Annotated in this window: 16 protein-coding genes; 12 read left to right on the forward strand and 4 right to left on the reverse strand. The window is 65.5% G+C overall.

The genetic code is table 11. The features are described from left to right. The first annotated feature begins 147 nt into the window (after window positions 1-147). Both DFR45_RS13435 and mdtD read left to right on the forward strand, forming a co-directional pair. A complete protein-coding gene (locus tag DFR45_RS13435; RefSeq protein WP_114484259.1) occupies window positions 148-2,607 on the forward strand; it encodes a UvrD-helicase domain-containing protein in 2,460 nt (819 codons plus the stop codon). A gap of 4 nt (window positions 2,608-2,611) precedes the next feature. Beyond that, window positions 2,612-4,063 carry a multidrug transporter subunit MdtD gene (gene mdtD, locus DFR45_RS13440; RefSeq protein WP_114484260.1) on the forward strand — a complete coding sequence of 484 codons (1,452 nt, stop codon included), beginning with the start codon at window positions 2,612-2,614 and terminating at the stop codon, window positions 4,061-4,063. A gap of 58 nt (window positions 4,064-4,121) precedes the next feature. Here the strand turns inward: mdtD and DFR45_RS13445 are convergent, their stop codons facing one another. The 4 genes from DFR45_RS13445 to DFR45_RS13460 form a co-directional block, all read right to left on the reverse strand. After that, window positions 4,122-6,077 (reverse strand): PhoX family protein, encoded by a 1,956-nt coding sequence (locus DFR45_RS13445; RefSeq protein WP_114484261.1) that lies wholly within the window; start codon window positions 6,075-6,077, stop codon window positions 4,122-4,124. 109 nt (window positions 6,078-6,186) lie between these two features. Further along, window positions 6,187-6,987: a BPSS1780 family membrane protein gene (locus DFR45_RS13450; protein ID WP_114484262.1), complete on the reverse strand. Its 801-nt coding sequence runs from the start codon at window positions 6,985-6,987 to the stop codon at window positions 6,187-6,189. A 112-nt stretch (window positions 6,988-7,099) separates the two neighbouring features. After that, window positions 7,100-8,050 (reverse strand): homoserine kinase, encoded by a 951-nt coding sequence (locus DFR45_RS13455; RefSeq protein ID WP_114484263.1) that lies wholly within the window; start codon window positions 8,048-8,050, stop codon window positions 7,100-7,102. Window positions 8,051-8,154: 104 nt separating this feature from the next. Next, complete coding sequence (locus DFR45_RS13460; RefSeq protein ID WP_114484264.1) at window positions 8,155-8,535, reverse strand: hypothetical protein; 381 nt, start codon at window positions 8,533-8,535, stop codon at window positions 8,155-8,157. 93 nt (window positions 8,536-8,628) lie between these two features. Here DFR45_RS13460 and polA point away from each other — a divergent pair, with 93 nt between their 5' ends. The 10 genes from polA to DFR45_RS13515 all read left to right on the forward strand — a co-directional run. Then, on the forward strand, window positions 8,629-11,439 hold the full coding sequence (gene polA / locus DFR45_RS13465) for a DNA polymerase I (RefSeq protein WP_114484277.1): 2,811 nt from the start codon (window positions 8,629-8,631) through the stop codon (window positions 11,437-11,439). 600 nt (window positions 11,440-12,039) lie between these two features. Continuing rightward, a complete protein-coding gene (locus DFR45_RS13475; RefSeq protein ID WP_114484266.1) occupies window positions 12,040-12,309 on the forward strand; it encodes a BrnT family toxin in 270 nt (89 codons plus the stop codon). Beyond that, the gene (locus DFR45_RS13480; protein WP_114484267.1) at window positions 12,293-12,592 is read left to right on the forward strand and encodes a BrnA antitoxin family protein; all 300 of its coding nucleotides are present in this window, start codon (window positions 12,293-12,295) and stop codon (window positions 12,590-12,592) included. Before DFR45_RS13475 ends, DFR45_RS13480 begins: the two co-directional genes overlap by 17 nt. 560 nt (window positions 12,593-13,152) lie before the next feature. After that, window positions 13,153-13,644 (forward strand): MaoC family dehydratase, encoded by a 492-nt coding sequence (locus DFR45_RS13485; protein WP_114484268.1) that lies wholly within the window; start codon window positions 13,153-13,155, stop codon window positions 13,642-13,644. A gap of 50 nt (window positions 13,645-13,694) precedes the next feature. Next, a complete protein-coding gene (locus tag DFR45_RS13490; protein WP_114484269.1) occupies window positions 13,695-14,846 on the forward strand; it encodes an acyl-CoA dehydrogenase family protein in 1,152 nt (383 codons plus the stop codon). 91 nt (window positions 14,847-14,937) lie between these two features. Next, window positions 14,938-16,347 (forward strand): MmgE/PrpD family protein, encoded by a 1,410-nt coding sequence (locus DFR45_RS13495; protein ID WP_114484270.1) that lies wholly within the window; start codon window positions 14,938-14,940, stop codon window positions 16,345-16,347. Between the two features lie 33 nt (window positions 16,348-16,380). After that, window positions 16,381-17,535, forward strand: a complete 1,155-nt coding sequence (locus tag DFR45_RS13500) for an acyl-CoA dehydrogenase family protein (protein ID WP_114484271.1) — start codon at window positions 16,381-16,383, stop codon at window positions 17,533-17,535. Continuing rightward, the gene (locus DFR45_RS13505) at window positions 17,532-18,722 is read left to right on the forward strand and encodes a CaiB/BaiF CoA transferase family protein (protein WP_114484272.1); all 1,191 of its coding nucleotides are present in this window, start codon (window positions 17,532-17,534) and stop codon (window positions 18,720-18,722) included. The genes DFR45_RS13500 and DFR45_RS13505 overlap by 4 nt, the downstream gene beginning before the upstream one ends. A 145-nt stretch (window positions 18,723-18,867) precedes the next feature. Continuing rightward, window positions 18,868-19,677, forward strand: coding sequence for a GntR family transcriptional regulator (locus DFR45_RS13510; RefSeq protein ID WP_114484273.1), 810 nt, complete (start codon window positions 18,868-18,870; stop codon window positions 19,675-19,677). A gap of 593 nt (window positions 19,678-20,270) precedes the next feature. Beyond that, window positions 20,271-21,217 (forward strand): MCP four helix bundle domain-containing protein (locus DFR45_RS13515; protein ID WP_114484278.1); only part of this gene is annotated, 947 nt, incomplete at its 3' end.

Consider the following 21,217-nt stretch of genomic DNA (forward strand, 5'->3'; position numbering starts at 1 on the left):
CCGGGCGCCAAGAAACTTGGGCCCGGTGCTTGATTCTATTCCCATGGCGGCTACCTACATGGGGTCGCGGCCAATCCCGCGCCGGCCATTGGGTCTGCGTCGCAGCCTGCCTGTGGCTTCCCACGGCCCGCTTTTTACAATGCCCTCATGCTTCCACACTCTTTTGCGCCGGCCGAGCCGTCCGGCCTGGCCGATTCGCCCACCTCCGAGCCATTGCTCGCGGGCCTGAACCCCGAACAGCGCGCCGCCGTCACCTTGCCCGCGGGGCATGCATTGATTTTGGCGGGCGCGGGCTCGGGCAAGACGCGTGTGCTCACCACGCGCATTGCCTGGTTGCTGCAAAACGGCTACGCGACGCCGGGTGGCATCCTGGCCGTGACCTTCACGAACAAGGCCGCGCGCGAGATGCTCACGCGCCTTTCGGCCATGCTGCCCGTGAACGTGCGCGGCATGTGGATAGGCACGTTCCACGGCCTGTGCAACCGCATGCTGCGCGCGCACCACAAGGCCACGGGGCTGCCGCAGACGTTTCAGATCCTCGACACGCAAGACCAGCTCTCGGCCATCAAGCGCCTGTGCAAGCAATACCAGATCGACGAAGAGCGCTACCCGCCCAAGCAGTTGCAGCAGTTCATAGCGAATTGCAAGGAAGAAGGCATGCGCCCGCGCGACGTGCCGCAGCACGACAGCGTGGCGCGCAAGAAGGTGGAGATCTACCAGCTCTACGAAGACCAGTGCCAGCGCGAGGGCGTGGTGGACTTTGGCGAGCTGCTGCTGCGCAGCTATGAGCTGCTGCGCGACAACGACGCCATCCGCGCGCACTACCAGCGCCGCTTTGCCTACATCCTCGTCGATGAGTTCCAGGACACGAACCGGCTGCAGTACGCCTGGCTCAAGCAGCTCGCTGGCGACGTGGTCGAGGGCCGCCTGCAGACGCAGGGCAGCGTGATGGCCGTCGGCGACGACGACCAGAGCATCTACGCCTTTCGCGGTGCGCGCGTGGGCAACATGCAGGACTTCGTGCGCGAATTCGACGTGCGCCAGCAGATCAAGCTCGAAGAGAACTACCGCAGCTATAGCAACATTCTCGACTCGGCGAACGCCCTGATCCGCCACAACAGCCGCCGCCTGGGCAAGGAGCTGCGCACGCAGCAAGGCCCCGGCGAGCCCGTGCGCGTCTATGAAGCTGCGAGCGACCTGGCCGAGGCGCAGTGGCTGGTCGATGAAATCCGCCAGCTGGTGAAAGATGGCATGGCGCGCCGCGAGATCGCCGTGCTGTACCGCAGCAACGCGCAAAGCCGCGTGATCGAGTCGGCGCTGTTCAACGCCGGCGTGCCGTACCGCGTCTATGGCGGTCTGCGCTTTTTCGAGCGCGCCGAAGTCAAGCACGCGCTCGCGTACCTGCGCCTCTTGGAGAACCCGCACGACGATACGAGCTTTCTGCGCGTGGTGAACTTTCCGCCGCGTGGCATAGGCGCGCGCAGCATCGAGCAGTTGCAGGACGCGGCGCGCAGCGCGGGCTGCTCGCTGCACGACGCTGTCGCCGCCGTGGCGGGCCGCGCGGGCACGCACCTGGGCGCGTTCGTGGCGCTCGTCGATGTGCTGCGCGAGCAGACGCAGGGGCTGAACCTGCGCGCCATCATCGAGCGCATGCTCGATGCCAGCGGCCTGATCGAGCACTACCGCAGCGAAAAAGAAGGCGCAGACCGCATCGAAAACCTCGAAGAGCTGGTCAACGCCGCCGAGAGCTTCGTCATGCAGGAGGGCTTCGGGCGCGACGCCGTGGCACTGCCGCTGGACGAGCAGCGCGCCGCGCTGCGCCAAAGCCCGGCAAGCCAGGGGCTGAACCCCGACGCGCCGCGGCTCGACCTGCCGCTACCCGCCGTGGATGCGGCGGCACGCCCCGGCGCCGGGACCGCCGATGTGGATTTGGAGACGGGCGAAACCCTGTCGCCCCTCGCGGCGTTTCTGACTCACGCCGCGCTCGAGGCGGGCGACAACCAGGCGCAGGCCGGGCAGGACGCCGTGCAGCTCATGACCGTGCACGCGAGCAAGGGGCTGGAGTTCGACGCCGTGTTCATCAGCGGCATGGAAGAAGGCCTGTTTCCGCACGAAAACGCGCTCTCCAGCCAGGAAAGCCTCGAAGAAGAGCGTCGCCTGATGTACGTGGCCATCACGCGTGCGCGCCGGCGCCTGTACCTGAGCCATGCGCAGACGCGCCTGCTGCACGGCCAGACGCGCTACAACCTGCGCAGCCGCTTTTTCGACGAACTGCCCGAGCACGCGCTCAAGTGGCTCACGCCCCGGCACCCAGGGTTTGCCTCGTTTGCTCGCACTTCAGGAGCTGTTTATGCAGGTGTATCAAGCGCTACAGACCAATTTGGCTTGAAATCCGACAGCCCGGTGAATGCGCCCCTGCCGGCGCAGAAAACGCCCCCGGCGCATGGCCTGCGCGTGGGCACGGCAGTGTTCCACACCAAGTTCGGCGAGGGCAAGGTGCTCGCGCTCGAAGGGCAGGGCGAGGATGCGCGCGCGCAGGTGCAGTTCCCGCGCCACGGCACCAAGTGGCTCGCGCTGGCCGTGGCCAAGCTTACGGTGGTGGAGTAGTGCGATGAAGCCGACCGATCCAGGCGCAGCAGCGGCGCCCGAGACTTCGACGCCGAGCCCCGCCGCGCCGCGCTTTCTGCTCTGGCTCGTCGCGGTGGGCTTTTTCATGCAGACGCTGGATTCGACCATCGTCAACACCGCGCTGCCCGCCATGGCCGCGAGCCTGCACGAGAGCCCGCTGCGCATGCAGTCGGTGGTGGTGGCGTATTCGCTCACCATGGCCACGCTGATCCCGGCCACGGGTTGGCTTGCGGACCGCTTCGGCACGCAGCGCATCTTTTTGCTCGCCATCGTGCTGTTCACGCTGGGCTCGGCGGCTTGCGCTGCTTCGGTGAGCCTCACGCAACTCAGCGCGGCGCGCGTCTTGCAGGGCATCGGCGGGGCCATGCTGCTGCCCGTGGGGCGGCTTGCGGTGTTGCGGCATTTTCCGCGCGAGCGCTTTCTCGAGGCGATGAGCTTCGTCGCCATCCCCGGCCTCGTGGGGCCGCTGATCGGCCCGACGCTCGGCGGCTGGCTCGTGGAGTGGCTGTCGTGGCACTGGATTTTCCTCATCAACCTGCCCGTGGGCGTGCTCGGCGCGCTCGCCACGCTGCGCTTCATGCCTAACCTGCGCAGCCCGCAGCGCAGCGGCTTCGATTTTTCGGGCTACCTGATGCTGATGGTGGCGATGCTCGCGATCTCGCTCTCGCTCGATGGCATGGGCGGGCTGGGCTTTCAGCATGCCACCGTGGTGGTGCTGCTGCTGCTCGGGCTCGCGGCGCTCGTGATGTATTGGCTCTATGCGTTGCGCACGCCCGCGCCCCTGTTTTCGCCGCGGCTTTTCGAGACCGAGAGCTTTCGCGTCGGGCTGCTCGGCAACCTGTTCACGCGCATAGGCTCGGGCGCCATGCCCTACATGATTCCGCTGCAAATGCAGCTCAACATGGGCTACAGCCCCGCGCAGGCGGGCATGCTGATGCTGCCCATGGCGCTCGCGGGCATGGGCATGAAACGCGTCGTCACGCAGGTGATCCTGCACTTTGGCTACCGCCGCACGCTGATCGGCAACACGGTCTTGCTGGGCGCGGTGATCGCGACGTTCGCGCTCATGACGCGCGAGGAGCCGCTGTGGCTGCGCATCCTGCAGATGGCGCTGTTCGGCGCCGTCAATTCGATGCAGTTCACGGCCATGAACACGGTCACGCTGCGCGACCTCGACGCGGCGCGTGCGAGCAGCGGCAACAGCATGCTGTCCATGGTGCAGATGCTGGGCATGAGCCTGGGCGTGACCTGCGGCGCTGCCTTGCTCGGGGCGTTCACGCAGTGGCTGGGCACGCAGGGCGCGGCGCACTCGCTGGGCGCGTTTCGCGCGTCGTTTGTGGCGATCGGCGCGATCACGATGGCCTCGGCGGGGATTTTCTGGCAGCTCGTCGCAGCCGACGCAGTGCCAGCGAACAACGAAAAAGCCCAGCCTTGAGCTGGGCTTTGGGGGTCGTTGGCGGCGGGCCAAGCCGAGCCGCCTGCTGATGCTTCGCTTACCAGTGCAGCTTGGGCTGCGTCGGCGTGGCCGTGAGGTAGCCCACGGCGGCGCCGTAGCGGTCTTTGTAGTTCGCACGGATCAGCGGATCGAGCACGGGCTTGACCACGTCGTGCAGCGGCGACTCCCAGTCGCCCGGATGCTGGAAGTTGCTCATGATGTACGTCCAGCCGTTGATTTCATCGACCGCTTGCAGGCCCGTGGATTCGGCGCCCGAGGGGGTGGACAGCACGCGGCTGAGCTGCTTGGTGTCCACGTTGTAGGCCCACAGGAAGTTGTTCACGTGCATGCCGCTGTCTTCGCCGATGAACAGCGTGCGCATTTTTTCCGAGAACTTCAGGTTGTCTGGCATGCTGATCTTGTCGGCGTTGGCGGTGTTGCCCAGGGCGTCGGGCGTGGTCAGGTCTTCACCGAGCAGCGGCGCGATGAATTGCGAGCTGGTCGGCACCCAGTCGCTGTGGATGGCGGCGCCGGCGCTGTCCTTCTGGCCGCCGGTCATGGTGTGCTCGAGCACGCCGCCTGCGTTGATCGCGGCGGGGAAGTTCACGTTCAGCGCCGGGACGTTGCCTGACTTGCCGCTGACCATGGAATCCTTGATGGCCGAAATGGCCGAGTAGGCTTTCTTGTCCTTCACGTTGACGGTCGTGCCTTCCATCTTGGTAAAGGCCGTGCTGGCGCCCTTGAGCGCGGCGTAGCGGTGCGTTTCTAGGAAGGCGGCAGCCTTTTCCTGCCCCGGCTTGACCTTGACCCAGAGTGTCTTCTTGTTCAGCACGATCTTGGTGTAGCTGGCGTCGCCAGGGTCGGTGGTGAGCGATTCCATGATGTCGCTCGCCTTGATGCCGCCATCGACCAGCGCCTTGACCTCGGCGCTGCTCGCGTGGCCCAGGTTGATCCAGCTGATGGCGGCGGACGTGGTGGCGTTGAGCACGCTGGTGTATTTGGCCGCGTACAGCGTGCCGGCAGAGAGGTCTTTTTCCTTGTCGGCGACGAACATGAACAGCGCGCCGTTGGTCGCGTCGTCACCCATGAGTACCGTGCGGTTGTCGGGCATGACCTGGATCAGCTCGTGCGAGATGCGGCCCAGGCAGTAGTGCTTTTGGATGCTGCCCGTGCCGTCGGGGTTCACCGTGACTTCGGGCAGGTGGCCGTAGTCGTAGGGGTTGGCCTTGGCGGGGTCGCCGTACAGGTTCTGGCTGAAGCCTTTGAGCGTCGCCAGTGGCTGGCCGAGCGCGCCTTGGTCGAAGGCGTCGGGCTCGTACTCTTCGCTCGAGAGGTGCGTGCCCCAGGGCGAGAGGCTCGCGCCGCAGGTGATCCACAGGCCCTTGACGCCCGAAGTGTCGACGTTGTGGTACTTGACCAGGCTGAGCTTGCCCGTGTTCGGGTCTTGGTCGAGCGTGAGCACGGCGATCGGCGAAGGCAGCATGCCGTACATGCTGTCGCCCTTGAGGTTGCGCGTGGTGTATTCAAACTGCACCACGGCAAACACCGGCTTGCCCTTGACGCCATCGACCTTGGCATTGGGCACCGTGAGCAGCGACATGCCGTCGGGGCAGTCGGAGAAGAACTGGCGCGGCGTGCTGCCCGTCGTGTCCATGATGGGCTGGTTGTGGATGTCGTAGTAGCCGCCGGCCACAATGGTGCCGCCCTTGCCGTCAGGCACCAGGTCGCCCGTGATGAAAAAGGGCTGGTAGCCGAGGGTGTAGCTGCGTGTGGTCTGGTCGCTGAACTTGACCTGCAAGGTCGAGTCCACGGTGGTCGTGGCCATCGCGGCAGCATTGGCCAGCGTGGGCGCGGGCATCGAGGTGAACGCGGCCGAGACATAGCTCGGATCGTCATCGCCACCGCCGCAGCCGGAGAGCAGCGAAGCCATGGCGCCCGAGCCCAGCGGCAACAAAGGAGCGCCAGCGAGAACTTGCAACGCCTTGCGGCGCGAGGGAAGAGGATGTGCAGACATGTCGGGTTGTGCTCGCAAAAAGAAAGCTGGAAACGACCGGGTGCCGTTTCCTGCGCGCGATGCTAGAAACCCGATATGACAGGAATTTGAAAGCGAAAGCGTTGTGAGCCTACCCCTGCAACGATGCCACCGCGCTGTCGGGCGGCTCGAAGCAGTCGCGGAAGGTGAACACCACCGAGGTGAAGAACATGGCCGCGAGCAGCATGGCCGCGGCCATCATGATGCCCGCTGCAAAGCCGGCGCCGAGCACGCCCGCGAGCAGCCCCGTGGCGAGCGCCACAACCAGTCCCGTGAGTGCAAACACGGCCATCCAGGCGAACCCGAACACGGTAAAGGCCCAGAAATTGCGCACGCAGGCCACGATGCTGAAAAACAGCGCCTTGACGGGTGGCACCCTGTGCCAATAGACGAGCCCAGGCGCATGCCAAAACAAGAGCGAAAGCGGCAGGTACAGCGCCATCGCAAGCCACATCGCGGCCTGAAACGATGGGTCTTCGGCGAGCTCGCGCGACAGTGGCGCATTGCCCAGATACACCTTGGCAAACTGGCCGCCATCGACCAGGGCCGAGAGCGCGATCACCCCGAGAAAGCCGACGGCGTAGAGCGCGCCCAGCACGAGCATGTGGCGCAGCTGCTCGCGCCCTGCGCGGAACGCCGCGAGCAGCACCGTGGGCGTGGGAAAGTGCCCCTGCATGGCTTCGGCGGCGGCGACCATCATCGCCAGCGTGGCCGAGGGCAGCAGCGCCAGCGCGAGCGCCGGCCCGATCAGCGGCACCATGGTGGCGATGGACATGGCCGCCATGGCCATGAAGAACAGCGCGGCGAGCGCCATCGGCTGGCGCCAAAAAGCCCGGATGCCGAGGCGCACCCATTGCAGGCCGGTGCGAGCGGGAACGAGGTGGAGTTTCATGCAAAAAGGGACAACATGGCGTTGCGGAGTGCACACGCGCGATGCAAAGGAATGTAGCAGTCTTGGCCGCGAACGCGATGACGCCGTGGCATTGCTCCCTTCGACGGGGCGGTCAAAGTTGCAGCGGATGCGCGATGCGCTCGCGCAGCACGCGCTCGAAGTGGGTGGGGTCGTGCGGCGCGAGCAATGCAGCCTCGCGCGGCAGGTAAAAGTCCCACAGGCGCGAGATCCAAAAGCGCAGCGCGCCTGCGCGCAGCATCGCGGGCAGCAGGGCGCGCTCGGTGTCGGTGAGCTTGCGCTCGGCCTCGTAGGCGCCAAGCAGCGCCTGCGCGCGTGCCGGGTGGTGCGCGCCCGTGGCCCAATCGATACACCAGTCGTTCAGGCACACGGCCAGGTCGAACAGCCAGGTATCGACGCCCGCAAAGTAAAAGTCGAAGCAGCCGGTGAGCTTTTCGCCCTCGAACAGCACGTTGTCGCGGAACAGGTCGGCGTGCACGGGCCCGCGCGGCAGTGCAGCGTAATCGGCCGTGGCGGCGACGGCGTTCTGGTAGGCGAGTTCGGAGCGCAGCAAATCGGCCTGCTGCGGCCCGAGGTAGGGCAGCACCAGGGGAGCGGTCTCGTTCCACCAGGCGAGGCCGCGCAGATTGGGCTGGTGGCGATCGAAGCTGCGCCCCACGAGGTGCAGGCGCGCGAGCGTCTGGCCCATGGCCGCGCAGTGCTGCGGGCCGGGCGCGAGCTGGCTCTTGCCGGGCAGCCTGTTGACGAGGGCCGCGGGCTTGCCGCACACGCTGTGCACGATGTTGCCTTGCGCGTCGGCACGCGGGTTGGGCACGGGCAGGCCACCTTGCGCGAGGTGCTGCATTAGGTACAGGTAAAAAGGCAGCTGCTCTGGCCGCAGGCGCTCGAACAGCGTGAGCACGAATTCGCCCGCGCTGCAGGTGACGAAGTAGTTGGTGTTTTCTATACCGCCGACGATGCCTTGCAACGCCAGCAATTCGCCGAGCTGCAGACGTTGTAGCAGTGCGCGCGCCTCCTCGGGCGGGACTTCGGTGAAAACGGCCATCGGGAAAAGGAAGAATCGGTAAGGCGTCTGGGCGTCAGGCAGTGGCAAGGCGGCCCCGGTGCGCGAGGGGCGCGGCCCCCGGCTGCGGCTTCAGGCGGGAGGCTTCAGAACTTCTTGATGTTCCACACGGGCGGCGCGGTGTTGACCTGCGAATCGTTGCCGGTGCCAGCCTGGCCGCGTGTGACGTCGGGTGGTTTGACTTCGTACTCGGGCGCGTTGCCGGTTTTGGGCTGCACGGTGATGCGCTTGGTCTGCCCGCCCACGCGCAATTCTTCGATGCGGCTGCCCGCGTCTTCGACCTTGATGTGCTCAATGCGCTGATTGATGCGGCCTGCGGCGCGTTGCTCGGCTCTGCTGGGCTGGCTGCTGGCCTCGATGGGTGGGGCGGAAGTGGCCGCAGGCGCTGGCTTGGCGTCCTGGGCGAAAACGCTGGTGCCCAGGCCCAGCAAGGCGAAAAAGCAGGCAAAAAGGGGTGTGGCGCGCATGATGCACACGATTGTAGAGTGTGTCTCATCCCATCCGGGCGGATTTTGCTGCGCGCTTGCGCACCGGGCACAATCGCCGCGATGAGTGACACCATGAACACGAGCAAGCCAAAAACCCTGGTGCTGGTCGACGGCTCCAGCTATTTGTACCGCGCCTACCACGCCATGCCCGATTTGCGCGCCGTGCCCGGCGATCCGCACAGCGCCGCGACGGGCGCGATACGCGGCATGATCAACATGCTGCAGGCCCTGCGCAAGGAGGTGCCCGCCGATTACGCCGCCTGCGTGTTCGACACCAGCGGCCCGACATTCCGTGACGCGCTCTATGCCGATTACAAGGCGCACCGCCCGCCCATGCCCGACGACTTGCGCGCGCAGATCGAGCCCATCCACGAGGTCGCACGTCTGCTGGGCTGGAAGGTGCTTGCGATTCCGGGCGTGGAGGCCGACGACGTGATAGGCACGCTCGCGCGCGCTGCCGCGCAGCAGGGCGTGGAGGTCATCATTTCGAGCGGCGACAAAGACCTCGCGCAGCTCGTCGATGCGCACGTGAGCATCATCGACACCATGAGCGGCAAAAAGCGCGATGTGGCCGGCGTGGTGGCCGAATTCGGCGTGCCGCCGTCGCTGATGCTGGATTTTCAGGCGCTGGTGGGCGACGCCGTGGACAACGTGCCCGGCGTGCCCAAGGTCGGCCCCAAGACCGCCGCCAAGTGGCTGCAGCAATACGGCTCGCTCGACGCGCTGATGGCGCACGCGCACGAGATCAAGGGCGTGGTGGGCGACAACCTGCGTGCGAGCCTCGCATGGCTGCCGCAGGCGCGCGAGCTGCTGCGCATCAAGACCGACCTCGATCTGAGCCCCTACATCCCCGGTTTCCCCGCTTTGGATTCGATAGCTATCAGCGCACCAGACATCGAGGGTTTGCGCCGTTTTTATGAAAAATACGGCTTCAAAACGCTCGCCCGCGCGCTGGCGCCGGCGGCGGAGGTCGCTTCGGCAGGGCAGGGCATGAATGCGGCAGCGCCAATGCCAAGCGACCCGGCCGTGGCCGATGGCGTGGATTCTTCTGTCGGCGCGCCTGCCGCGCCCTCTGCACCTGCGCGGCGCTACGAGATCGTCCTCAACTGGCCCGACTTCGAGCGCTGGCTCGCCACGGTGCAGGCGGCCGAGCTCGTGGCGCTAGACACCGAAACCACCTCGCTCGACGAGATGCGCGCGCAGATCGTGGGTATCTCCGTGGCGGTGCGCGGCGGCGAGGCTGCGTATATCCCACTGCGCCACGACGGGCCCGACGCGCCCGCGCAGCTGCCGCTGGACGAAGTGCTCGCGCGCCTCAAGCCCTGGCTCGAGGACGCGGCGCGGCCCAAGCTCGGCCAGCACGTCAAGTACGACCGGCACGTGTTCGCCAACCACGGCGTGCAGGTGCACGGCTACGCGCACGACACCATGCTGCAAAGCTACGTGCTCGAAGTGCACAAGCCGCACAACCTGCGCAGCCTGGCCGAGCGCCACCTCGGGCGCGCGGGCATCAACTACGAAGACCTTTGCGGCAAGGGCGCGCACCAGATCCCGTTCGCGCAGGTCGCGGTCGAACGTGCCGCCGAATACGCCTGCGAGGACGTCGATGAGTGCCTGGGCGTGCACGAGGCGCTGTGGCCGCTGCTCGAGGCGAGTGCGCCGCTGCGCCGCATCTACGAGCTCGAGATCGCCTGCAGCGAGGTGCTCTTTCGCATGGAGCGCAACGGCGTGCTGATCGACACGGCAGTGCTGGCCGCGCAAAGCCGCGAGCTGGGCCAGCGCATCATGCAGATAGAGGCCGAAGCCTACGCGCTCGCGGGCCAGCCCTTCAACCTGGGCAGCCCCAAGCAGCTCGCGGAGATTTTCTTCGACAAGCTGGGCATGCCGGTCATCAAAAAAACCGCCTCGGGCGCGCGCAGCACCGACGAGGAAGTGCTGGAAAAGCTGGCCGAGGACTACCCCCTGCCCGCCAAGCTGCTCGAACACCGCAGCCTGAGCAAGCTCAAGAGCACCTACACCGACAAGCTGCCGCAGATGGTCGATCCGCGCACGGGCCGCGTGCACACGCACTACGCGCAGGCCGTGGCCGTGACGGGGCGGCTGTCGAGCAACGAGCCCAACCTGCAAAACATCCCCGTGCGCACGCCCGAGGGCCGGCGCATCCGCGAAGCCTTCATCGCGCCGCCGGGCTGCCTGATCGCGAGCGCCGACTACAGCCAGATCGAGCTGCGCATCATGGCGCACCTGAGCGGCGACCACGCGCTGCTGCACGCCTTCCAGCAAGGCCTGGACGTGCACCGCGCCACGGCGGCCGAGGTGTTCGGCGTCTCGGTGCACCAGGTCACGAGCGAGCAGCGGCGCTACGCCAAGGTCATCAACTTCGGCCTGATCTACGGCATGAGCAGCTACGGCCTGGCCAAAAACCTGGGCATAGAGCCCAAGGCCGCCGCCGCGTACATAGACCGCTACTTTCAGCGCTACCCCGGCGTCAAGCAATACATGGAAAGCACCAAGGCCCTGGCCAAGCAGCGCGGCTACGTCGAAACCGTGTTCGGCCGACGCCTGTACCTGCCCGAGATCAACTCACCCAACGGCCCCCGCCGCGCCGCCGCCGAACGCGCCGCGATCAACGCGCCCATGCAAGGCACGGCGGCCGACCTGATCAAGATGGCGATGGTCGCGGTACAAAAAACGCTGGACGCCGAAAAGCCCGCCGTCAAGATGATCCTGCAGGTGCACGATGAACTGGTGTTCGAGCTACCCGCCGCCGAAGAAACCTGGGTGCGCCACGAAATCCCGCGCCTCATGGCCAGCGTTGCCGACCTGCGCGTGCCGCTGCTCGCCGAAATCGGCACGGGGCCGAATTGGGAGCGGGCGCATTGAGCGCAGAAGCCCGATGAGGAAACTGGGGGTGGATTCCAACTCCTCCTTCGCTCCACCACTTCCGCGGATCATCGGAATCTTCGCACAGCGGCTTCATCCAACTGGGCGGGCGAGCCGTCGCCAACACTAGCAGCCTGTCGGACTTTGGGCGTCGAAAGCGAGAATGCGCCCCAGCGAGGCCAGTTTTTGGCGGATTCGCAGCCCCATAGCGGGACTATGGGGCAAGAAGACGGTAAAAAATGGGCCGCTGCGGCGCATTCGCAGCCGACGATTCCAAAGTCCGACAGGCTGCTAGTGTAGTGTTCGATGCTTGATGCGACCAATAAAACCGATGGATTTTTGGTCTGGGCAAGGCGCAAACCGCAGCGATACCGGGTGGTATCGCGAGGATTTGCAACGCGGCCCAGGCCGAAAAGACGCGGTTTTATGTCGCAGATAGCGTCGAACACTACACTAGACATGGCTTCGCCATCTTCGTGGTCAGTGTTCGTGCCCAGCGCACCCGCGGTGCAGCGGCGCCGCTTACCTTGAGCGTTCGGCCCCATAGGCAGGAGTCCTCGCGCGTGTTGACAGCCGTATTTTTAGTAGCTACATTAAAGCATGCGCATCGAGTTCGACGCCGCCAAGGACATCGCAAACCAATCAAAGCACGGCGTGTCTTTGGCCTTTGCGAGCGAACTCGACTGGGAAGCTGCGTTGGTGTGGGTCGATGAACGGTTTGAGTACGGCGAGACGCGAATGATCGCGCTCGCTCCGGAAACTGGAACCCTCTACTACGTGGCGTTTGTAGATCGTGGCAACGTGCGAAGAATCATCAGTCTTCGCCGCGCCAATCGTCGTGAGGTCAAATACTATGTCCAAAACTTCTGAGCGTCCCGTCGTTCATATGCCAACGGCCGAAGAGGATAAAGCCATTACGGCAGCGGCTCGGAGCGATCCCGATGCGCAACCGCTTACTCCCAAGCAACTCAAGGCCATGGTTCCTCTGGCTTCCGTTCGTGGACGCCCCAAGTCTGCCAACAAGAAGCTGCTCGTGTCGGTGCGTTACAGCCCGGAAGTCATCGCATATTTCAAGTCCACCGGTGAGGGTTGGCAGTCCTTGATGGACAGCGTTCTGCGCCAGTACGTTGCACGTCATTCTCGTAGTGCGTAGCCGTGTGGTCGAACACGAAAATCGGGGTCAGATTCGAATGGCACTTACTTTTCTCTGATTCACATGATCGTCACGTCTTGATCCCCGCACCCCGCAGGCCGAGCGCAGCGAAGGCCCGTGTGGTATCCCCGCCCTTCTGCCTGCGCCGAGGAGCGCAGCGCCCGGCGGGTAAAGGGCGCGCGATTGTCTGAGCGAAGCGCAGCGCAGCGAGTTTCGCGCGACCCCGCCGGGCGCGAGCACCGCAGGTTGCCCTGGGCGCCGTAAGGCGCACAGGGACGCAGGCAGCAGGGTCGCCTTCTTTTGCCTTCTTTTCTTGGCGAGACAAGAAAAGAAGGTGCGCCGCCGGGCGCACATCCCGGCACCCTCCCTCTGCCCCGTCACCTGCGCAAATCATTGGAATCTGAAGGCAATTGCCGCAGACGCCAGCGCAGCGCATAACTCGCAACATCAGGGTTATCCCTAGGTAAAGCAGCGCAGCCACCGGCGTACCATCCCACCCCAATTTGTCCGGACATTCAAATGTCCGTTTTTCGAGAACGCATCCAAGGAGCCAAGGACTCATGCAGGGCACGCGCCACAAGGCCAGTTTGGGCCGTTATTTCGAGGACTTTGCGGTGGGGGACGTGTACGAGCACTTTCCGGGCCGCACCATCACCGAGGCGGACAACATCCAGTTCAGCCTGCTGACCATGAACCAGCACCCCATGCACTGCGACCATGCGTTTGCCGCGAAGAGCGAGTTCGGCAAGCCGCTGGTCAACAGCGGGCTCACGCTGGCCATCGTGCTCGGCATGACCGTGGCCGACGTGAGCGGCAAGGCGATCGCCAACCTTGGCTGGAAGGAAATCCAGCTCGTCGCGCCCGTGCACCCCGGCGATACGGTCTATGCCGAGAGCGAGGTGCTCGAAAAGCGCACATCGCAATCGCGCCCTACGCAGGGCATCGTGACCGTGCGCACCACGGGCAAGAAGGCCGACGGCACCGTGTTCATGACCTTCGTGCGCTCGGCGCTGATCCCCATGCGCGGGCACGGCGTCGAAGACAAATTGTGAGCGCCCACCGCTTGCTGTACCTGGGCTAAAGCCCGATTGGAGCCATCAAAATGCATTTCGAACTGAACCCGCAGCAAGTCGAGCTGCGTGACGCCGCGCGCAAGCTCGCGCAAGAGGTGTTCAAGGACAAAGCGGCGCGCTGGGATCGCGAGGAAATCTTCCCCGAGGAGAACAAAAAGCTGCTGTGCGAGCTCGGCTACACGGGTCTGAGCGTCGATCCCCAATACGGCGGCGCGGGCCTGGGGCTGGTCGATACCTACCTCGTGATCGAGGAGATCGCCAAGGTTGACTTGGCCACGGCCCTGATCGTGCACGAGCAAAACGTCTCGCCGCGCATCATCGCCACCTACGGCCCCGAAGCCATGCGCGCCAAGCTGATCCCTAAGTTCGTGAGCGGCGAGCTCGAGTGCAGCATCGCCTGGACCGAGCCGCAGGCCGGCTCGGACGCGGCCAACATAAGCACGACCGCGGTGCGCGAGGGCGACGAATACGTCATCAACGGGCAAAAGGTCTTCACCACCTACGGCGACCGCGCGCACCTGCACCTCGTGTATGCGCGCTTCGGCCCTTCGAAGGGCGCGCGCGGCGTGGGCACGATCCTGGTGCCCAAGGACAGCCCGGGCCTCACGGTGCGCAAGCTCCCCTACAAGATGGGCGTGCGCGGCGCGAGCGAGAACGAGCTCTTTTTCGACAACGTGCGCGTGCCGGCCGAGAACGTGGTCACGCTGGGCGATCCGCAAAATTCCAAGGGCTTCGTTGCGCCGCTGACGGTCTATAACGCCACGCGCGTGGGCATGGGCGTGATGGCGCTGGGCGTGGCCGAAGGCGCCTTCGAGCTTGCGCGTGACTACATGAAGGTGCGCAGCCAGTTCGGCCAGCTGCTCAGCGAGATGCAGGGCCTGCGCTGGCTGATGGCCGACATGTGGATAGAGATCGAGGCCGCGCGCTCGCTGTGCTACCGCGCGCTCGCGGCCATAGACGCGGGCAAGCCCGACCCGTGTCTGTCGTCGGTGGCCAAGGTGCAGGCGACCGAGATGGCGCTCAAAACCACGCTGCAATGCCAGCAGATGTTCGGCGGCTACGGCTACTTCGGCCTGCTGCCGCTCGAACGCATGGTGCGCGACGTGCGCATGCTGACCATCACGGGCGGCACGAACCAGACGCAGAAGAACGCGATCGCGAACCACATTTTTGGAAGCTAAATAGGCTTCTAGCGCTTGATACACCTGCGCAAGCAGCTCCTGTTATTGAAGTGACCGCAGGGCTTTTTCTTGTTTTGAAAGACACCCCGCCATGACGGATTCCTCCTCCACCCCCAGCCCTACCATCGCCGAGCGCCTGGCCGAATTCACCGCGACGCAAGACGGCGCGGCGATTCCGGCGCAGGTGCGCGAGCGCGCCAGGTATTTGATCCTCGACGCCGTGGGCATCGCCTACGCCTCCACGCACTACGAGTTCGCGCAGCGCGCGCTTTCGGCGGTGCGTGATCTGTCCGCAGGGCTCGGCCAGGTGCCGGTGATCGGCCTGCCCGCGCGCCTGCAGCTGCGCGATGCGATGCTGATGAACGGCATCCTGATCCACGGCCTGGACTACGACGACACGCACTCGGCCGGCGTGATCCACGCCACTTCGGCCTGCCTGCCCGCGGCGCTGGGCGCGGGCGCGCAGGCCGGGCGCAGCGGCGCGGACCTGCTCACGGCCTACATCATCGGCATGGAAGCGGGCACGCGCCTGGGCGCCGTGGCCAAGGGCGGTTTTCACCAGGTGGGCTTTCACCCCACGGGGCTGATCGGCGCGTTTGCCACCACGCTGGTGTGCGGGCGCCTGTACGACCTGAGCGCGCCGCAGCTCGCGATGGCGCAGGGCATCACGCTGAGCACGGCCTCGGGCAGCATGGAATTCCTCAACGACGGCGCCTGGACCAAGCGCATGCACCCCGGCTGGGCCGCGGCGGCGGGTTTGACCTCGGTGACGCTCGCGCGCCACGGCTTCGTCGGCCCGCGCGCCACCTACGAGGGGCGCTTCGGCCTGTTCCAGAGCCACCTGGGCCGCTACGCCGAGGGCATGGACCTGGCGCTTGCCACCGCGGGCCTGGGCACGCAGTGGGAGCTCATGAACGTGGCCGTCAAGCCCATCCCGGCCTGCCACTTCACGCACGCCTGCGCCGACGCCGCCGCGCACCTGCGCGCGCAGCACGGGCTCACGGCGCAGCAGATCCGCTCGGTGCGCGCGCTCGTGCCGCAGGAAGTGGTGAAGACGGTGTGCGAGCCCGTGGCGACGAAAAAGCGCCCGCAAAACAGCTACGACGCGCAATTCAGCATCCCCTACATCGTCGCCACGGCGCTGCTGCGCGGCAGCTTCGGGCTCGAACACCTGGAGGACGCGGCGCTCGCCGATCCGCAGGTGCTCGATCTGGCGCAGCGCGTCGAATACGAAGTCGATCCAAACTCGCCGTTCCCCAAGTATTACTCGGGCGAAGTCATCGTCACCACCACCGACGGGCGCGAGCTGCGCGAGCGCCAGGAGGTCAACCGCGGCTCGGCCGACCGGCCGCTCGGCGCCGCCGACATCGAAAAGAAGTTCATGGAAAACGCGCGTCTCGTCGTCTCGCCGCAGCGCGCCGCGCAGTTGCGCGACCTGGTGCTGGGCATGGAAGCGCTGGACGCGCGGCAGCTCGCCGAAGGCCTGGCCGCGCGCGGCTGAAACCCCTTGGGATGCAACGGAAAGAGCACGCAAATGAACGCAGCACAGCAAGAAAGCGAAGCGCTGATCCTCGACAGCCTGGACAAATTCATCGAGGCCGAAGTCAAGCCGCACGCGCACCGGCTCGAGATCGCCGACGAGTACCCACACGAGATCGTCGAAAAAATGAAGCAGATGGGCCTGTTCGGCTGCATCATCGATGCCGAATACGGCGGCTTCGGCCTCTCGACCTCGACCTACGCGAAGATCGTCGAGCGCCTTGCGACGGTGTGGATGTCGCTGTCGGGCATCGTCAACTCGCACCTCATCATGTCCATGTGCGTGCAGCGCCACGGCACCGAGGCCCAAAAGCGCGCCTTTTTGCCGCGCTTTGCCACCGGCGAGCTGCGCGGCGGCATCGGCCTGACCGAGCCCGACTGCGGCACCGACCTGCAGGCCATACGCACCGTGGCGGTGCGCGACGGCGACCATTACGTGGTCAACGGCGCCAAGACCTGGATCACCAACAGCGGCGAGGGCAACTGCATTGCGCTGCTCGTCAAGACCGACCCCAAGGCCGACCCGGCGCACAAGGGCATGAGCCTGTTCATCGCCGAAAAAGGCCCGGGCTTCAAGGTCGTGCGCAAGCTCGACAAGCTCGGCTACCGCGGCATAGACACCTGCGAGCTGCTGTTCGAAAACTACCGCATCCCGGCCGACCGGCTGATCGGCGGCGTCGAGGGGCGCGGGCTGCAGCAGATTCTTTCGGGGCTGGAGCTCGGGCGCATCAACGTCGCGGCGCGCGGCGTGGGCGTGGCGCGCGCCGCGCTGCAGGACGCCGTGGCCTATGCGCAGGTGCGCAAGACCTTCGGCAAGCCGATCTGCGAGCACCAGGCGATACAGCTCAAGCTCGGCGAAATGGCCACGCGGCTCGAAGCGGCGCGCCTGCTCGTCGAATCCGCGGCGCGCGCCTACGACCGCGGCGAGCGCTGCGACATGGAAGCCGGCATGGCCAAATACTTCGCCACCGAGGCGGCCATGGAAAACGCGCTCGAGAGCATGCGCATCCACGGCGCCTACGGCTACTCCAAGGAATACAACGTCGAGCGCTACTTCCGCGACGCGCCGCTGCTGCTGATCGGCGAGGGCACGAACGAGATGCAGCGCATCATCATCGCCAAACAACTGATCGCGAGGAACCCCGCATGAGCCAGCCCCTGCGCGGAGTGCGCATCCTCTCGTTCGAGCAGTACGGCGCGGGCCCGTTCGGCACGCTGCATCTGGCCGACCTTGGCGCCGAAGTGATCAAGATCGAAAACCCCGCCGAGGGCGGCGACGTGGGCCGTCTGGTCGGGCCGTTTTACTTCGGGCTGGGCGACAGCCACTTTCACGAAGCCTTCAACCGCAACAAGAAAAGCCTCACGCTCAACCTCAAGCAGGACGAGGCGCGCAGCGTGCTCGCCGACCTCGTGCGCAGCGCCGACGCCGTGTTCGACAACCTGCGCGGCGACCTGCCGCAAAAGCTCGGGCTGACCTACGAGCAGCTCGCGCCCTACAACCCGCGCATCGTCTGCGCGCACCTCTCGGCCTACGGGCGCACGGGCTCGCGCACGTCCTGGCCGGGCTACGACTACCTGATGCAGGCCGAGGCCGGCTATCTGTCGCTGACCGGCGAGCCCGAGGGGCCGCCCGCGCGCTTTGGTCTCTCGATCATCGACATGATGACGGGCGTGACGGCCGTCACGGGCCTGCTCGCGGGCATCATCGAAGCGCGCAGCACGGGCCGCGGGCGCGACATCGACACGAGCCTGTACGACGTGGCCATGGGCAACCTGAACTACGTCGCCGCCTGGTATTTGAACGAGGGCCACAAGGTCGGGCGCGCGCCGCGCTCGGCCCACCCCTCGCTCACGCCGAGCCAGCTCTACCGCACGCAGGACGGCTGGATCTTCATCATGTGCAACAAGGAAAAATTCTGGCCCGCGCTGTGCCAGGCCATTGATCGCCCCGACTGGGCCGCGCACCCCGACTACGCCAACTTCGCGGCGCGGCTCGCGCACCGCGAACAGCTCACCGAGGCGCTCGACGCGGTGCTCGGCACGGCCAGCACCGCCGAATGGCTCGCACGCTTTGCCGGCAAGGTGCCCGCCGCCCCGGTGTATGACGTGGCGCAGGCGCTGGACAACCCCTTTGCGCACGAGCAGGGCCTGATCCTCGAAGCGCCGCACCCCGCGCGCGGCAGCATACGCACCGTGGCCACGCCGATCCGCTGCCCCGGCGAGGCGCCGCTGGTCGGCATCGCGCCCACGCTGGGCGAGCACACGCAGGCGCTGCTCACCGAGCTCGGCTACGACGCGCAGCGCATCGCGCAGCTCGAAGAAAAAGGCGCGGTGTGAGCGCTGCGCGCGGCGGGTGTCGGTGGAGGTGCCGGTGGAGGTGCCGCAGCTGCTCCGGCGCAAGCGGATAGGATCGCGCCCGTAAGGCCCCGATGAGGCCGCGATTGTTCGCGAAGCCGCCACGCCCGCCACCCCGAAACCGTGCATGACCACCGCCCCACCGCCCGACGCCGCTACCGAAAGCACAGCTCCCGCCGCAGACGCTGCGCCCGCGCCGCTGCTCGCCAGTCCGCCGCAGTACCTGCTGGTGGCGCAGCGCCTGATGGCCGACATCCAGTCGGGCCGCTACCCCGTGGGCAGCCATCTGCCCACCGAAATGGAGTTGTGTGCACAGTTCGGCGTGAGCCGCCACACCGTGCGCGAGGCCGTGCGCCAGCTGCAGGAGCGCGGCCTGGTGCTGCGCCGGCGCGGCGTGGGCACGCAGGTCAAGGCCAGCCGCAGCGAAGGCCGCTACGTGCAATCGACGGCCACGCTGGTCGATTTGCAGCAATACGCCGAGGACACGCGCCTCGTGACCACCGAGGCCGAGGACGTGATCGCCGACGCCGCGCTCGCGCAACTGCTGCAGTGCGCGCCGGGCCAGCGCTGGCTCAAGGTCACGGGCTACCGCTACGCGGGCGACAACCCGCTGCCCATCGCCTTCACGCAGATTTACATCCACGCCGCCTACAGCAGCATCCGCGCGCTCATAGGCACGCAGAAAGTGCCCGTGCACACGCTGATCGAAAGCCAGTGGGGCGTGCGCATCCACGAGGTTGCGCAGGAGATCGACGCCGTCACGCTCGACGCAGCCGCCGCCGCGCGCCTGCAGGTCGAGCCCGGCTCGGCGGGCCTGCTCGTCACGCGCCGCTACCTCGGGCCGCAGGGCCGGCCCATCGAGGTGGCCGTCAACTTGCACCCAGCGGATCGCTTTTCGTACCGCATGAGCTTGCGGCTGCAACTGGCGGGGCGGTAGGGTTATTTTTTGCCATACCCTTTGAGCCCCAGGGTGGTGGTGCCCGATCGCCCGCTCGGCATTTTGCTGATGAAGGGCGAAGCGGGGATGCGATAGATAGGCGGCAAAGTTCTGGCTGTGTTCGCCAACAAGATGTTGCCCGTTTACACACACTGACAATCAATGGACAGCGTGCACCTCATGATCCTTGATCCAGTTAGACCCTGGTTCGCATCGAATATCTATTTTGATATTGACATTTGGATACATTCTGTTGTCCAATCGCCGCGCCTGCTGGAGATTCCTGATAGACGTTTGTTTTGCGTCCTTCATTCACGACGGCGAAGCATTTCGAGATTTCGACTCGACGGATCTTGTTGGTAGCAGTGCTTTCCCTGTCGGTGCTCATTGTGAGCACCATGGGACTGTTTGGTGCCAGCCCAACGCGGCACTCAAAACGGTCTATGAAGACAGGGCTGTAGGCATGGCCCAGCGTGTGCCCGAATGGGCGCAGACGGACCTGTTTCCTGCGGTCATCCCGTAAAAACATGGAGCATGTCGATGATTGCGCCCACAGCCAATGATCAACAGCTCGCGCTAGATACATCGCGTATATGAAAAATTTGAAAATATCCACCCGTTTGAATCTGGGCTTTGCCGCGATCATCGCGGTTTTTTTGCTGCTGGTGGCTGTGAGCGCTTGGCGCATCGAGAAGGTCTCGCAGGCTACCGCCCGTATGGCATTAGGCAGCGAGTTGCTGGAACTGGCTGAGAAGTGGCAGGGCGATGTACGTCAGAACTCGGCGCGTTCTCTGGCCGTAGGGTATTCCGAGGGTAGTGCGATGCTGGAGTTTTTCAAGAACGCCATGACCGAGACCTCGCGCCAGACCACGGAAACGCAGAAGGCTTTTCTGGAAAAGGTGCAAGACCCCAACACGCGCAAGCTGGCTGAGAATGTCGGTGAAGTGCGCAAAGGCTGGTTAGCTGTGCGCGACCAGGTGAATGCGTTGAAGGCAGCTGGGGATGCGGAGGGCGCTCGCGCTCTCGTGCAGAGCAAGTTCGTTCCCGTGACGGACGAATACATTAAGACTACGCAGGTATTGGTAGATAACCTGGTGGAGAATGCCCGTAGCACTGCCAAGGATGTGGACGCCATGTTTCAGCAGCTCTACATGCTGGGCACTTTGATGCTGCTGCTGGTCATCGTTATTGCCACGGTGCTCAGCTGGAGCCTTTCACGCAGCATCTCGCATGGCATTGGTGAAGCTGTAGCAACTGCACAGCGAATCGGCGAAGGGGACCTGAGTAGGCGTGTCCAGTGGAGTGGCCGCGATGAAATCAGCCAGTTGCTGCAAGCTCTGGCAAGCATGCAGGGCAAGCTCGCCGATGTAGTGGCTAGTGTGCGCAATAGCAGTGAATCGGTGGCCATGGCTAGCGCCGAAATCGCCTCGGGCAACGCCGACCTCTCGGCGCGCACCGAAAGCCAGGCCAGCGCGCTCGAAGAAACCGCCGCTTCGATGGAAGAGGTGGGCGCCACGGTGCGCCAGAACGCCGACAACGC

Source organism: Extensimonas vulgaris (genome assembly GCF_003337425.1).
Lineage (GTDB): Bacteria > Pseudomonadota > Gammaproteobacteria > Burkholderiales > Burkholderiaceae_C > Extensimonas > Extensimonas vulgaris.